Source organism: Devosia sp. 2618, assembly GCF_040546815.1.
Taxonomy (GTDB): Bacteria; Pseudomonadota; Alphaproteobacteria; order Rhizobiales; family Devosiaceae; genus Devosia.
On the sequence record NZ_JBEPOO010000001.1, the window covers coordinates 1512651 to 1527721 of the forward strand.

General features: G+C 61.6%; 13 protein-coding genes. 10 read left to right on the top strand and 3 right to left on the bottom strand.

All coding sequences use genetic code 11. The features are described from left to right. Position 1 precedes the first annotated feature (1 nt). The 5 genes from lpdA (at position 2) to ABIE28_RS07545 (ending at position 4396) form a co-directional block, all read left to right on the top strand. Complete coding sequence (gene lpdA, locus ABIE28_RS07525; RefSeq protein WP_354061576.1) at positions 2–1441, top strand: dihydrolipoyl dehydrogenase; 1440 nt, start codon at positions 2–4, stop codon at positions 1439–1441. A gap of 48 nt (positions 1442–1489) precedes the next feature. After that, positions 1490–2530 (top strand): Gfo/Idh/MocA family protein, encoded by a 1041-nt coding sequence (locus ABIE28_RS07530; protein WP_354061578.1) that lies wholly within the window; start codon positions 1490–1492, stop codon positions 2528–2530. Next, the gene (locus ABIE28_RS07535) at positions 2527–2784 is read left to right on the top strand and encodes a GlsB/YeaQ/YmgE family stress response membrane protein (protein ID WP_354061580.1); all 258 of its coding nucleotides are present in this window, start codon (positions 2527–2529) and stop codon (positions 2782–2784) included. The genes ABIE28_RS07530 and ABIE28_RS07535 overlap by 4 nt, the downstream gene beginning before the upstream one ends. Positions 2785–2856: 72 nt before the next feature. Then, a complete protein-coding gene (gene lipA / locus ABIE28_RS07540; protein WP_354061582.1) occupies positions 2857–3810 on the top strand; it encodes a lipoyl synthase in 954 nt (317 codons plus the stop codon). A gap of 142 nt (positions 3811–3952) precedes the next feature. Continuing rightward, a complete protein-coding gene (locus ABIE28_RS07545) occupies positions 3953–4396 on the top strand; it encodes a type II toxin-antitoxin system RatA family toxin (protein ID WP_354061584.1) in 444 nt (147 codons plus the stop codon). Positions 4397–4561: 165 nt separating this feature from the next. Here ABIE28_RS07545 and ABIE28_RS07550 read toward each other — a convergent pair whose 3' ends face one another. Together ABIE28_RS07550 and ABIE28_RS07555 are read right to left on the bottom strand one after the other, a co-directional pair. Then, positions 4562–5068, bottom strand: a complete 507-nt coding sequence (locus tag ABIE28_RS07550; protein ID WP_354061586.1) for a CinA family protein — start codon at positions 5066–5068, stop codon at positions 4562–4564. Beyond that, positions 5068–6255, bottom strand: coding sequence for a bifunctional 2-C-methyl-D-erythritol 4-phosphate cytidylyltransferase/2-C-methyl-D-erythritol 2,4-cyclodiphosphate synthase (locus ABIE28_RS07555; protein ID WP_354061588.1), 1188 nt, complete (start codon positions 6253–6255; stop codon positions 5068–5070). Before ABIE28_RS07555 ends, ABIE28_RS07550 begins: the two co-directional genes overlap by 1 nt. A gap of 180 nt (positions 6256–6435) precedes the next feature. Between ABIE28_RS07555 and dusB the strand changes: the two genes are divergently transcribed. Genes dusB through ntrC form a run of 3 tightly spaced genes read left to right on the top strand, consistent with a single transcriptional unit; the run spans position 6436 to position 10012 of the window. After that, positions 6436–7437 (top strand): tRNA dihydrouridine synthase DusB, encoded by a 1002-nt coding sequence (gene dusB / locus ABIE28_RS07560; RefSeq protein ID WP_354061590.1) that lies wholly within the window; start codon positions 6436–6438, stop codon positions 7435–7437. After that, positions 7434–8570: a two-component system sensor histidine kinase NtrB gene (locus ABIE28_RS07565; protein ID WP_354061592.1), complete on the top strand. Its 1137-nt coding sequence runs from the start codon at positions 7434–7436 to the stop codon at positions 8568–8570. The genes dusB and ABIE28_RS07565 overlap by 4 nt, the downstream gene beginning before the upstream one ends. Next, positions 8567–10012 carry a nitrogen regulation protein NR(I) gene (gene ntrC, locus ABIE28_RS07570; protein WP_354061594.1) on the top strand — a complete coding sequence of 482 codons (1446 nt, stop codon included), beginning with the start codon at positions 8567–8569 and terminating at the stop codon, positions 10010–10012. Before ABIE28_RS07565 ends, ntrC begins: the two co-directional genes overlap by 4 nt. Here ntrC and ABIE28_RS07575 read toward each other — a convergent pair. Further along, on the bottom strand, positions 10009–10911 hold the full coding sequence (locus ABIE28_RS07575) for a DMT family transporter (protein ID WP_354061595.1): 903 nt from the start codon (positions 10909–10911) through the stop codon (positions 10009–10011). The two genes, ntrC and ABIE28_RS07575, sit on opposite strands and share 4 nt — an antisense overlap. 362 nt (positions 10912–11273) lie before the next feature. Between ABIE28_RS07575 and ABIE28_RS07580 the strand changes: the two genes are divergently transcribed. Together ABIE28_RS07580 and ntrX are read left to right on the top strand one after the other, a co-directional pair. After that, positions 11274–13610: a sensor histidine kinase NtrY-like gene (locus ABIE28_RS07580; RefSeq protein ID WP_354061597.1), complete on the top strand. Its 2337-nt coding sequence runs from the start codon at positions 11274–11276 to the stop codon at positions 13608–13610. Further along, positions 13610–14992: a nitrogen assimilation response regulator NtrX gene (gene ntrX / locus ABIE28_RS07585; protein WP_354061599.1), complete on the top strand. Its 1383-nt coding sequence runs from the start codon at positions 13610–13612 to the stop codon at positions 14990–14992. The genes ABIE28_RS07580 and ntrX overlap by 1 nt, the downstream gene beginning before the upstream one ends. Positions 14993–15071: the final 79 nt, after the last annotated feature.

Consider the following 15071-nt stretch of genomic DNA (forward strand, 5'->3'; position numbering starts at 1 on the left):
CATGGCTGACCAATACGACCTTCTCGTCATCGGCGCTGGCCCCGGCGGCTATGTTGCCGCTATCCGTGGTGCCCAGCTGGGCATGAAGGTGGGCATCATCGAGCGCGAGCATATGGCTGGCATCTGCTCGAACTGGGGCTGTATTCCGACCAAGGCGCTGCTGCGCTCGGCAGAAATCTACGGCCATATGAGCCATGCCAAGGATTACGGCCTGACGGTCGAAAAGTTCGGCGTCGATATCGACGGCGTGGTGAAGCGCTCGCGCGCCATCGCGGCGCAGATGAACAATGGCGTTCAGTTCCTCATGAAGAAGAACAAGATCGACATCATCTGGGGCGAAGCCGTCATCACCAAGCCAGGTGAAGTCAAGGTTGCGCCGACCAAGAAGGCGATCGTTCAGCCGCAGGGTCCAGTGCCCAAAAATGCGCTGGGCGAGGGGACTTACAAGGCCAAGAACATCATCATCGCTACCGGCGCGCGCCCCCGCGTGCTGCCCGGCATCGAGCCCGATGGCGACAAGATCTGGACCTATTTCGAAGCCATGAAGCCTGCCGCCATGCCCAAGTCGCTGGTGGTGATGGGTTCGGGCGCGATTGGCGTGGAGTTTGCGTCCTTCTACCGCTCCATGGGCGCTGAAGTGACCATCATCGAGCTGCTGCCGCAGATCATGCCTGTGGAAGACGCCGAGATTGCCGGTCTGGCGCGCAAGCGCCTCGAAAAGCGCGGCATCAAGATCCTGACCGATGCGAAGGTCGCCAAGGTCGAAAAGACCAAGGACGGCGTCACCGCCCATGTCGAACTTAAGGACGGCTCCAAGCAGCAGATTTCGGGCGACAAGCTGATCTCGGCGGTTGGTGTGCAGTGCAATACCGAAGGCCTTGGCCTTGAGACGGTTGGCGTCAAGATCGATCGCGGCGCGATTGTCATCGATGCTTACGGCAAGACCAATGTGGACGGCATCTGGGCCATCGGCGACGTCGCCGGTCCGCCAATGCTGGCGCACAAGGCCGAGCATGAGGCGGTCATCACCGTCGAAAAGATCGCCGGCCTCAAGGTGCATGGGCTCGACAAGTCCAAGGTGCCCGGTTGCACCTATTGCGAGCCACAGGTGGCCAGCGTCGGCCTGACCGAAGCCAAGGCCAAGGAAGCCGATCGCGAGATCAAGGTGGGCCGCTTCCCGTTCATCGGCAACGGGAAGGCAATCGCGCTCGGCGAACCCGACGGTCTGGTCAAGACGATCTTTGATGCCAAGACCGGCGAATTGCTCGGTGCACACATGGTCGGCGCGGAAGTCACGGAACTCATTCAGGGATTTGTGATCGCCATGAACCTCGAAACGACCGAGGAAGAGCTGATTCACACGATTTTCCCGCACCCGACCTTGAGCGAAACCATGAAGGAAAGCGTTCTGGATGCATACGGACGCGCGCTGAACATGTAGCGCGCGTTTATCCACACGCACCGCACAGGTTTTCAAGGAGTTATCCACATGGTCAAAGCAATTCAGATCGGGCTAGGACACTGGGGATTCAGCTGGACCAAGGAAGTTATCCCCAGAGTTCCCAACATCGAGATGGTGGGCTATGTCGATTCCAACCCCGAGGCCGTCAAGCGCGTTCAGGATGAACTGGGCGTCGAGCAGGCGCTGTGCTTCCTCAACCTTGAAGACGCCGTCAAAGGCACCGATGCGCAGCTCGCGATCTGCACGCTTCGCACCGAAGCGCACTATCCCGTCGTCAAACGCTGCCTTGAACTGGGCCTGAGCGTCATCGTCGAAAAGCCGTTTGCCACGACCATTGCGCAGGCCAAGGAATTGGTGGCGCTGGCCAAGGAAAATGGCCGCGTATTGATGGTCAGCCAGAACTATCGTTTTCAGCCGGCGCCGATCCTGGCGGCTGAGCTGGTCGGCGCGCAGCGCTTTGGCCCGGTCAACCTCGTGTCGATCGACTTCCGTCGCCATGCGCCGACGCAGGGCTATCGCTATTGGGATATGCCCGATCCACTGCTGGCCGACATGTCGATCCACCATTTCGATCTGATGCGCATGGTGCTTGGCGACAATCCCAAGCGCGTGTCGTGCCGGACCTGGAATTCACCGGCCAGCCCCTTCGGGCACAACCCGATTGGCGTAGCAACGCTCGAGTTCGAGAAGGGCACCATCGTGTCCTATCGCGGCAGCTGGATGAGTAGCGGTCCGGTTACCCCTTGGGCGGGGGAATGGGTGATGGATTGCTCGGAAGGGCAGATCACCTGGACTTCGCGCGATCATTTCATGGGCAAATCCGGTCCAGACCGGTTGAGCCTGCAGGCGCTCGATGGCGCCGCCGAGCCGCAGGAACTGGCGCCGGTGGAATTCACCGACCGGGTCGGGACGCTCGCGGCCGTCGCCAAGGTGGTCGAGACCGGTGCTGTGCCGGCGCGTTTCAGCTCGGGCGAAGATAATCTCTATTCCCTGGCCCTGGTGCAGGCGACTATTCTGTCTGCGTCGCGGAGTGGCGAATGGGTTGAGATCGCGGAGGTACTGCAATGAGTATCGAAACACACGAACTGCTGATCTTTCTGGCCATCGGCCTCGCGGCCGGGACGCTGGCAGGCTTCGTCCTTGGGGGCGGGGGCATCCTGCGCAATTTGATCGTTGGCGTGATCGGATCGTTCGTCGGCGGCTGGCTGCTGTCCTCGCTCGGCGTGGTGCTGCCAATCGACAATGAACTGATCAGCCAGATCATAACAGCAACGATCGGGGCGGTAGCTGTGATCGTGGTTGCGCGCGTTATCGCGCGATAGTCAAAAAGGCCGGGTTGAACCGGCCGTCTTTGGGAGCGATATAACGGGCTTACTGCCCAGTCAGGACCAAAATTGGTTACGCTCATTGATAATTCGGCGCTCAAGCCGCGCCACCCGGAAAAGGCCAATCGGCCTGATAGTGTTGTGCTGCGCAAGCCAGACTGGATCCGGGTCAAGGCACCGGGATCGCCGATCTACAAGGAAACCCAGCAGATCGTGCGTGAGCATGGTCTGGTGACGGTGTGTGAGGAGGCCGGCTGCCCCAATATCGGGGAGTGCTGGTCCAAGAAGCACGCGACCATGATGATCATGGGCGAGATCTGCACACGCGCCTGCGCGTTCTGCAACGTGCGCACCGGCATGCCCGGACCGCTGGATGCCAGCGAGCCCGAAAAGGTCGCCAGCGCCGTCCAGAAGCTCGGCCTTGAGCACGTGGTTATCACCTCGGTGGACCGCGACGATCTGGCCGACGGCGGCGCGCAGCATTTCGCTGACGTGATCCTCGCCATCCGTGCCCGCAATCCCAAGACCACCATCGAGATCCTGACGCCGGACTTCCTGCGCAAGGAGGGCGCTTTGGAGATCGTGGTGGCGGCCAAGCCGGACGTGTTCAACCATAATCTCGAAACCGTGCCGTCCAAGTACCTCAAGGTGCGTCCCGGCGCGCGCTACTTCCACTCGATCCGTCTGCTGCAGAAGGTCAAGGAACTTGACCCCACCATGTTCACCAAGTCCGGCATCATGGTTGGCCTCGGCGAAGAGCGGAACGAAGTGCTGCAGTTGATGGATGACCTGCGCTCGGCGGATGTGGATTTCCTGACCATCGGCCAGTACCTGCAGCCGACCAAGAAGCACTATCCGTTGCAGCGTTTCGTGACGCCCGACGAGTTCAAGTCGTTTGCGACCGTCGCAACGGCCAAGGGCTTTTCGCTGGTGTCGTCGAGCCCGCTGACACGGTCGTCGCATCATGCCGGCGAAGACTTCGCTGCGCTCAAGGCTGCGCGCATGGCCAAGCTCGGGCATTGATACTTGTAGACAAAACCGGCTCTTCCCGTAGACCTCATCCTGAGCTTGTCGAAGGACGAGGTCGTGGCAAGATTACGTTTCCCGGCCTCGTGGTTCGACAAGCTCACCATGAGGCCTCCCGAGCATTAAGAGCCTAAAACCGATGAAACGCTTCTTCGAGCGGCATGTGCCGCATATGCCGCAGCGCATGTTCGAGATTGTCTCGGACCTGGCGGACTATCCGCGCTTCCTGCCCAATGTGAAGGCCATGGAAGTGCGCGCCGATCCCGCAGCGGGCGATGCGGACATCAAGCTGGCCAAGATGACGCTGTTTTTTGGACCGGTAACGCAGGCTTATACCAGCCGCGTCACGCTCGACCATCAGGCGCTGACCATCCGGGCCAAGGCCGTCGATGGACCATTTGCCTATCTCGACAGCGTCTGGAGCTTTGAAGGCGAAGGCATGGGCACGCGCGTGCGCTTCGAAGTGGATTTCAAGATTTCCAACCCGTTCATCGCTGCGGTTGCCGAGCCGGCCTTTGCCGCCAAGCAGGAAGAGATCATGCGGGCGTTCTGCGACGAGGCCGATAGCCGGTTTGGGGAGTAGGCGGCTGGGGCGCACGCCCTCGTGGTTCGAGGCTCGTAAGAACTCGCACCTCACCATGAGGGCTACTTAAGCGCTTCAAATAAAATAGAACACCCCACCACAAGTAGCCCTCATGGTGAGGTGGGAGCGTAGCGACCCTCGAACCACGAGGGCGTGGCGCGGGCCTCAGCTCTTGTCGCTGGTCAGGACCTGCAACACGAGATCGAGCGCCGCGTTGACGCTGGCTTTGCGGACTTCTTCGCGGCCGAGATCGCCGAACTTGTGTTCGATGACGACGGTGGCCAGCTCGGTCGAGACCGCCACATAGACCAGACCCACGGGCTTTTTCTCGCTGCCACCGTCAGGACCGGCAATGCCGGTGACGGCGACGGCAAAGTCGGCGCGGGCCGTGTTGCGGGCGCCGTCTGCCATGGCGCGGGCAACCTGATTGGAGACCGCACCATAATCGCGGATCAGGCGGGCCTGCACATGGATCATGCGGGACTTGGCCGAGTTGGCGTAGGTGACATAACCACCATAGACGGCCGCAGATGCGCCCGGCACGTCGGTCGGCGCCGAGGCGATCAGGCCGCCCGTGCAGCTTTCGGCGGTCACGATGGTCTGTTTCCGCTCGGTGAGGATGTCGATGATCTGTTTGGCTGGATCAGGGGCCGTGACAGTTTTTGGTGCCATTAATCGACCCTCGGAATTTCGATGCTCGCGCTCGCCATTGCCACGATGCCTTCCTCCCGCCCGATGAACCCGAGCTTCTCATTTGTCGTTGCCTTGATCGCGATCCGATTGGTCGCGACGCCCAACGCGCCTCCGATGGCTTCACGCATCGCCGGCACGTGTTCAGCGATCCTCGGCGCTTCGCAAACAATTGTCACGTCCAGATTTACTATTCGGCCGCCGATCTTTGAGACGAGTTCGCCGGCATGCTTGAGAAATACTGTAGAGGCGACGCCGCGCCACTGCATATCGGTCGGCGGGAAGTGTGTTCCGATGTCGCCTTCACCGATTGCACCAAGAATAGCGTCGGTCAGCGCATGCAGCGCAACGTCGGCATCGGAGTGCCCCTTGAGGCGGGCATGGTGCGGAATCCGCACGCCAGCCAGCCAGACGGCATCGCCGGGCTCAAGCGGGTGCACGTCGTAACCGGTGCCAATGCGCGTTTCCATCAAGACGTCTCCCTGCAGAATTCGCTCCGCGCGCGCAAAATCCTCGGGATGAGTGATCTTGAAGTTGTAGGGGTCACCCATGACCGTCATGACCTTGAGGCCCGCCCATTCGGCGATCTCGGCGTCATCGGTGAAGTCGCGCCGGATATTGGCGGCGCGCATATGGGCTGAGAAAATCCGCTGGAAGCGGAAGCCCTGGGGTGTCTGTGCGGCGACAAGCTGGCTGCGATCCTCAGTCTCGACGATTTGTCCGTCGCGGAAGCGCTTGATCGTGTCGGTCAGGGGCAGAGCGGGAATCGCGCCGTCACTTTGCGCCAGCGTCGCCACCACATCGCCGATAAGGTTTGGCCGGGAGAACGGGCGGGCCGCATCCTGAATCAGCACGAGGTCGGGCTGGCGGGGGGCGAGTGCCTTGAGGCCTTCCAGCACCGATGCCTGTCGCGAGGCACCGCCGACCACGGGCGGCAGGATGCGCTCATCTGTCAGGTTGAGCGCAGCAAAGCGGTCGGCATGATCTGCATGGATCACCGGCAGAACCAGATCGACATAGGGGAGGTCCAAGAAAGACGAGATGGTCCGCACGGTCACCGGAACGCCGCCGATGGGCCGATACTGTTTGGGATCTGGGGAGCCATCGGCGCTGGCGCGCTCACCTTTACCGGCGGCGACGACGATGACAGCAATTGACTTTTTAGACATGGAGATCAGGGGCACTCGATACTTGAAACCGTCATATCTCCGTGGTCTAGCCCCGGTGCGGTCATGCGGCAAGTGCAGGTCTGCCCAACAGTGGTTTAGGCCAGATAAGCAGTTGCGCCAGCGGTGCTTTTGACTATTGTGCGGGCAGATTTATCAAACTGACCATTTCTGGTGCAATTCGTGTCCGACCCTGCCTGCAAGTTGAGCATCGGTAGCCATTTGGTCCAGAATAACGCCTTTCTGGCGCCGATGGCTGGCATTACCGACCGCCCATTCCGCAAGCTGGCGGAGCGTTTTGGCGCCGGTATGGTGGTGTCCGAGATGATTGCCAGCAATGCATTGGCGGTCGGCAATCAGGATATGGCCCGCAAATTGGGCAGGCCGGGCTTTTTGCCGCATATGGTGCAACTGGCCGGCTGCGAAGCCGAATGGATGACTCGCGGCGCCAAGATTGCCCATGATGCGGGCGCCGATATCATCGACATCAATTTCGGCTGCCCGGCCAAGCGCGTCACCAATGGCTATTCGGGCTCCGCGCTGATGCGCGTGCCTGACCTTGCCATGTCGCTGGTCGATGCCGTGGTCAGTGCTACGCCGCTGCCGGTCACCGTCAAGATGCGGCTCGGCTGGGACGATGACAGCCTCAATGCCGCCGACATGGCGCGCCGCGCAGTCGATGCCGGTGTGAAGATGATTACTGTACACGGCCGCACCCGCCAGCAGTTCTACAAGGGTACCGCGCGCTGGGAACTGGTGCGGGCGGTCGTTGAGGCCGTGGATGTGCCCGTAGTGGTCAATGGCGACATCATCGACCTGGCGACAGCCCGCAAGGCGTTGGCGCAGTCCGGCGCCGCTGCGGTCATGCTCGGCCGTGGTGCGCATGGCCAACCTTGGGTGGTCGGACAGATCGGGGCAGGGCTGGATGGTGAGCAAGGACCCACTGCGCCGACCGGCGACGCGCTGGTTGCCCTGATCAGCGAGCACTACGAAGACATGCTGATCGAGTATGGCGTTGCCGTTGGCCTGCGGGCCGCGCGCAAGCATCTCGACTGGTACATGGAAGCGGCGGGCGTGGCGCTCGATAAGCCCACGCGCAATGGCTTCCTCAACAACGACACTCCTGCCGACGTCCTTCGCCAGATCGCCGTGCACTTTTCCAGCGAACAAAGGACCGCCGCATGAGCGCGAAAGCGTCTGCCGCCGCCATCGACCAAGTGCCGGCCACAGCCGTGCTGCAGGCCCTGCCGCAGCCGATCCTGATCTGTGGCGACAACCGCCAGATCATCTTCGTAAACTACGCCGCCGAGGCTTTCTTTGGTGCTTCGCTGAGCGTGTTGACCCGGCAGCGTCTTGATGACCTGATTGCCTTCGGCTCGCCCATTATCGGCCTGGTTGAAACCGTGGCGATCCGCAAGGCGCCGATGACCGAATACCGCGTCCGGATCGGCTCGTCGCGCTTTGGCGATGAGCGTGTCGCCGACGTCTTCGCCAGCCCGCTTTCCGATAGCGACGATCGTGTGGCCCTGTTGATCCAGGAACGCACCATGGCCGACAAGATCGATCGGCAGATGGTGTCGCGCGGCGCAGCGCGCTCGGTGACGGGCCTCGCCTCGATGCTGGCCCATGAGATCAAGAACCCGCTATCTGGCATCCGTGGGGCGGCTCAGCTGCTGGAACAGACGGTCAGCAGCGACGAAATCCCGCTGGCCCGGTTGATCCGCGAAGAAACCGACCGCATCGTCCATCTGATCGACCGGGTGGAAGTGTTCGGCGACGAGCGTCCGCTGGAGCGTGAGCCGATCAACATTCACGTCGTGCTGGACCGCGTAAAGCTGTTGGCGCGCAACGGTGTAGCGCGCGGCATTGGCTTCTCGGAAGAATACGATCCGTCGCTGCCGCCGGTCTTTGGCAACCGTGACCAACTCATTCAGGTGTTCCTAAATTTGGTGAAGAACGCCTCGGAAGCCCTTGAACGCACACAGAAACCCGAGATCAAGCTATACACCGCCTTCCGCCCCGGCATCCGCATCAGCGTAATGGGTGTGTCCGAGCGCATCTCGCTGCCGCTCGAGATTGTCATTGAGGATAATGGCCCCGGCGTTCCGCCCGATATCCTGCCATTCCTGTTCGATCCGTTCGTCACCACCAAGACCAATGGCTCGGGCCTTGGCCTGGCGCTGGTGGCCAAGATCGTGGGCGACCATGGCGGCGTTATCGACTGCGATAGCCGTCCCGGCCGCACCCGTTTCAGAATTCTCCTCCCCGTCGCGAGTGGGGCCTTCCAAGCACCTATTGAAGAGGAAATGGCACAATGAGCCATGTTGTCCTGCTCGCCGATGACGATGCCGCAATCCGCATGGTGCTCAACCAGGCGCTAACCCGCGCTGGCTACGAGGTGCGCCCGACGGGCAATATCTCGACCATGTGGAACTGGGTCAGCCGTGGGGAAGGCGACATCCTCATCACCGACGTGGCAATGCCCGATGGCAATGCCTTCGAAGTGATGCCCAAGATCAAAAAGCTCCGTCCCGATCTTCCGATGATCGTGATGAGTGCGCAGAACACCTTCATGACGGCCATCAGGGCGTCGGAAGTCGGTGCCTACGAATACCTGCCCAAGCCGTTCGATATCACTGAAGTGCTGTCAGTTGTGGCGCGGGCTTTGGCCGATGCGAAGAAGCCGACCACGGCGGACCGGCGTGCCGAAGAACCGGGCGAGACCATGCCGTTAGTGGGTCGTTCCACCGCCATGCAGGACATCTATCGTGCGCTGGCGCGGCTGATGCAGACCGACCTTACGGTGATGATCACCGGCGAGAGCGGCACCGGCAAGGAACTGGTGGCGCGCGCGCTGCATGACTTCGGCAAGCGCCGCAATGGGCCGTTCGTTGCCATCAACATGGCCGCCATTCCGCGCGACCTGATCGAGGCCGAGCTGTTCGGGCATGAGAAGGGGGCCTTTACCGGCGCCAATACGCGGTCGTCGGGCCGCTTCGAGCAGGCAGAGGGTGGCACGCTGTTCCTCGATGAAATCGGCGACATGCCGATGGATGCCCAGACCCGCCTGCTGCGCGTGTTGCAGGAAGGCGAATATACGATGGTTGGGGGGCGATCCTCGATCAAGACCAATGTGCGCATTGTCGCCGCGACGCACCGGGACCTCAGCCAGATGATCCGGCAGGGTTTGTTCCGCGAGGATCTCTACTACCGCCTCAACGTCGTGCCGATCCGCCTGCCACCCCTGCGTGAGCGCGTCGACGACGTCGGTGATCTGGCGACGCACTTCCTCAAGGCAGCGCAGCGCGAAGGCGAGCCGGTCAAGTCGATCTCGCCCGAAGCCATCCGGCTGATGCAGAACTACTCCTGGCCGGGCAACGTGCGCGAGCTGGAGAACCTGGTTCGGCGTCTGTCAGCGCTCTATGCCGATGAAAGCATTTCGGCCGAGATCGTGCAGAACGAGCTCAATATCACCGAACGCCCGTCATCGAATGGCGCCAGCGGTCCGGTGGATGTGTCGATGGCCGTGGAAACCCATGTCGGGCAGCTGCTGCGCGAATATGAGCCCAACCTGCCGCCGGCGGGGCTCTACCAGCGCGTCATCGACCGGGTGGAAGCGCCACTGATCGCCATGGCGCTCAATGCCTGTGGCGGCAATCAGATCAAGGCGGCGGACCTGTTGGGTCTCAACCGCAATACGCTGCGCAAGAAGATCCGCACGCACAGCATCGAGATCGTCAAGCACAGTCGGCGCAACTAGGGCGCGTCGATGATTTCCCGCCGGTTCCGATGCTCGCTCAAGGCGAGCGTCAGGCCGGCGGCGACGACGAGGAACGCACCGATATAGACGGTGGTGACCGGCATCTCACCCCAGAACAGATAGCCGAACACAAAGCTCCAGATCAGCGCGCCATATTCGACGGTGCCCAAAACGCTGGCGGGCACTGAGCGCGCCGCTTCGACCAGCATGAATTGGGCGATACCGCCCACGAGACCTGCCGCGACGCAGAGCACGACTTCCCGAACGCCCATGCCCTGCCAGAATGGCAGTGCGAAACCGCCCATCACCACGACGTGGATCAGGTTTTGCGCAAAGACCTGCACGATGGTGCGGTCGCTCTTGGAAATGGTGCGCATCAGGATCATCGAGATGGCCCAGAACAGGGCGGCGCTCAGGACCATGATCACCGGCCAGCCAATGGTGAACCCGGTGGGATTTGCCGCCACGACAATGCCGAAAAAGCCGATGGCCGCGCCGCCGATGCGCGCGAGGGTCAGCTGCTCCTTGAGGAAGATGACGGCCAGCACCGTCGTCATCACCGGCGCCACGTAGTAGAGCGTCGTCATTTCGGCCAACTGCAGCTCGCGGCCGGAGCTGTAATACATCACCCAGGCGGCCAGCGTCATGAGCCCGCGCCCAAGGATCAGCGTCCGGTTTTTCGATCGCCACAGATCGACGATAATGCCGGTGCGGCCGATGGCGAGGCAGAGCACGATGACGACCACGCCGCGCACGAACAGAATCTGTGGTGCGGGCAGGGCCATGATCACGCCCTTGATCATGGCGTCATGGGCGGAGAACAGGGAATAGGCACCGATGCCGAGAACCATACCTGTGAGGCTGGCGGATTCGACGCGGGCGGAAGCGGGGGATGACACGGAGGACTCGGAAAATGAGGGTGTAAATGCTGGTGTGCCCGGAGCCGAGAGGGTTGTCTAGTGGGGGAATTTTAGGAGGTTGTGAGGCGAGTGCGCGCTGCACATCTGGGCCCTGCGAGCATAGCTCTTCGGGCGTCCGGGTCTAAAAATGCTCCACCGGAGCATTTTTGCGGCGCAGCCGCCTCGCTGCCCTGCGAGCATAGCTCTTCGTGCCTGATCGCCTGAAAACGCGCCACTGGCGCGTTTGCCCGCCGCAGGCGGCAGCGATCAGTGTCACATTTTGGCAACAATTATCTTGAAGGGTCCGCCAAATTGCGTCAGACTCCGCAGACGTGGCGGAAATGGAGTGCCTCCCGGCATTAATGACTGAGTTAACTGCGGCCAACGAAGAGACCCCACGGGGCATGACAGGTGATGCGGCCAAGCCAGCCAAATCGCTGTTTTCGGCTGTCCATGTTAATCGTCCGCTGCGCGTTCTTGGCTTCATCGTCGTCTTCGCGTCGGTTCTGATGTCGTCACTCTCGTTCCTGATCCTGTCGGGCACGACCAATATCGAGCCATCCACCACCGTCTGGACCGTGATCTGGATCGTCACCGGCGTTCTGGTGTTGCTGGTGATCGCACTGGTCGTCACCGAGGCCGTGCTGCTGATTCAAGCGCGTGTGCAACGGCAGGCTGGCTCGGGCATGCAGATCCGCATGGTGACGATGTTCGCGCTGGTCGCCGCCATTCCGGCCGCGCTGGTTGCCGTTGTGGCCTCGTTCTCGCTCAATCAGGGGCTTGACCAATGGTTCTCCGAGCGGACGCGCGCCATGGTGGAAAGCTCACGTCTCGTGGCGCGCTCCTATATGCTCGAACACGCGCAGGTGCTGCGCGACGATGTCATCTGGGTGGCATCCGAGCTGGAGCAGGCGCGTACAACCTATGATGAGGATAGCGAACGCTTCCAGCGCATCCTGACGGCCCTGGCTGTGACTCGCTCTTTGCCGTTCACCTCGCTGGTCACGGCCGATGGCCACACCATTCTGCGCGCCCAGATCGCGGTGCAGGGCGCCTATCCGCAGCTGCCACCGGGCATCACCGACGGACTGGTCGAAGGCATCCCTGCCGCGATTGCGCCCGGTCGCATCAACCTTGTCGGCTCGGTTATCAAGCTGCGCGGCTACGAGAATACATATCTGTTCGTCGCCCGACCGGTTGAGGCCGAGGTGCTCGAATATATGCAGCTGACCGACGAGAACGTCACCGAGTATCGACAGTATGCGTCGAACCGGCTGGTGTTCCAGATCACCTTCACCATCATGTATGTCGGCCTCGCCGTGGTGCTGCTGCTGGCCGCTTTGTGGATCGGAATTGCGCTCGCCAACCGGTTCGTCGATCCGATCCGAAACCTGATGATTGCCTCGAACCGCGTCAGCGGCGGCGATCTGGATGTGCGCGTGCCAGTGCAGGAGGGCAGGGGCGATCTGCGCGACCTGTCCAACGTGTTCAACCGCATGACGCAGGAACTGAAGACGCAGCGCGAAGCGCTGATTACAGCCAGCGAGATGAACGAAAAGCGCCGCCAGTTCACCGAAGCTGTGGTGGAAGGCGTGTCGGCCGGCATTATCGGGCTGGACCCGTTCGGCGCCGTCACGCTGGTCAATGCGCGGGCCTGTGAAATGCTGGATCGCGATGAAATCGACCTGATGGGCGAGCGCATGGAAAAGGTCATGCCGCTGCTCGAGCCGACGCTGGAGCGTGCGCGCTCGGCAAGGCGCGGCCAGGTCCGCGACCAGATCCAGCTCGGCAACGAAACAGACCGCCGCACCTATCAGGTGCAGGTGACGCGTGAGGGTTCGATCACGGAATCCAAGGGCTACGTGCTGACATTTGACGATATTACCGATCTGGAATCAGCGCAGCGCACCAGCGCCTGGGCCGACGTTGCCCGTCGCATTGCGCATGAAATCAAAAACCCGCTGACGCCGATCCAGCTGTCGGCCGAGCGCCTGCGCCGCCGCTATGGCGCAAAGCTCGAAGATGACCGTGAAGTCTTCGACAAATGCATCAACACCATCGTGCGTCAGGTGGGCGATATCGGCCGCATGGTCGACGAATTCTCGGCTTTTGCCCGCATGCCCGAAGCCGCACCAGAAATGGCCGACCTGTCTGATACTGTGCGTCAGGCAGTGTTCCTTGAAAGCGTGCGCCTGCCTGAAATCACCATCGAGACGACGCTGCCTGATGATGCAATCTATGCCTGGTTCGACAATCGACTGATCGCCCAGTCCCTGACCAACCTGATCAAGAACGCGGTGGAAGCGTTTGAATCGGTCGAAAAGACCGACGACCTTTACCCCTTCATCAAGGTCGAGGCACAGATCGAGGGCAGCCATGCACGCGTGTCCATTTCGGATAATGGCAAGGGCTGGCCCAAGGACAACCGCCAGCGCCTGCTGGAGCCCTATATGACGACGCGCGAGAAGGGCACCGGCCTTGGCCTTGCCATCGTCGCCAAGATCATCGAGCAGCATGGCGGCATCGTCGAGCTGATCGACGCGGAGCCCGACGCCAATGGTCGCGTCGGCGCCTGCGTCACCTTCACACTCCCACTGCAATCCCCCACGACGTCCGCAGCGGCGGAAGGCGCCCCACAAATCGAGCCTACACCCGCCCAACAGGAGGAACCGCTCTACGGAGCGGTCGTTCATAAGTAATGGCACTCGACATTCTCATCATCGACGACGAAGACGACATTCGTGACCTGATCGCGGGCATCCTTGAGGACGAGGGGTTTGAAACCCGTCAGGCTCATGATGCGGATAGCGGCCTCAACGAAATCGCCCGCCGGCGTCCAAGTCTGGTGTTTCTCGACATCTGGATGCAGGGCTCGCGCCTTGACGGGCTGCAGCTGCTCGACGTGTTCCAGAGCCAGCACCCCGACATGCCGGTGGTGATGATTTCGGGGCACGGCAATGTCGAAACCGCCGTCTCGGCTATCCGCCGCGGTGCGTACGACTATATCGAGAAGCCGTTCAAGATCGACCGGCTGTTGCACATCACCCAACGGGCGATGGAAGCGACGCGCCTGCGCAGTGAAGTCGCCGAACTCAAGGAACGCTCGGCGTCCAAGAGCTCCGATATGGTCGGCACCTCGCCAAGCCTGCAGCAAGTGCGCGGTATCATCGAAAAGTCCGCGCCGACCAATTCGCGCATCTTTATCTCGGGTCCATCCGGGTCAGGGAAGGGGCTCGTGGCGCGCCTAGTGCACACGCGCAGCCCACGCGCCGACTCGCCCTTCGTCGAGATCAACGCGTCGCTCTATGCCCCTGATGAAGTGGCCGTGGTGCTGTTCGGCCGCGAGGCCCGCGAAAAGAGCGGCATCCTCAAAGTCGAAGTCGGTGCGCTCGAAAAAGCCCATGGCGGCACTCTCTATCTGTCCGAAGTGACGGCGCTACCGGCTCAGGCTCAGGCAGCCTTGCTGCGCACACTGGTCGAGAACCGCTTCAACCGTGTTGGTGGAACGCAGGCGGTGCCGATTGACGTGCGCATCATATCGTCCAGCTCGCAGAATGTTGCCGCGCAGATCGAGGCGGGCGAGTTCCGCTCTGACCTGTTCCATCGCCTGTCTATAGTGCCGCTGCCTCTGACGCCGCTCAAGGAGCGCCGCGAGGACGTGCCGCCGCTGGTCAATGTGTTCATCGAGCAGGTGTGCCGCATGCACAACCTGCAGCGCGTCACCATTGGCGACGACGCACTGGCTGTGCTCCAGGCGCAGGAATGGCCCGGCAATGCCCGCCAGTTGCGCAATTCCATTGAGCGCCTCCTGATCCTGATGAAGGACCAGCAGCCCGAGGACGGGGTGATCACTGCCGCCATGCTGCCATCCGATATTGGCGAAGTGCTGCCGACGGTTGGTGACACCGACGCATCGGCCCATCTGATGAGTCTGCCGCTTCGCGACGCCCGCGAAGTGTTCGAACGGCAGTATCTGCTGGCCCAGATCGAACGGTTCGGTGGCAATATCTCAAAAACGGCGGAATTCGTCGGCATGGAGCGCAGCGCATTGCACCGCAAGATCAAATCCCTAGGGCTTTGATCCCACCCGGAAAAATCTCACGTGCCATGCAAAGGGCGCGGTAGGCACGAAAAATCATCTGTGCCATAGTGATGACTGC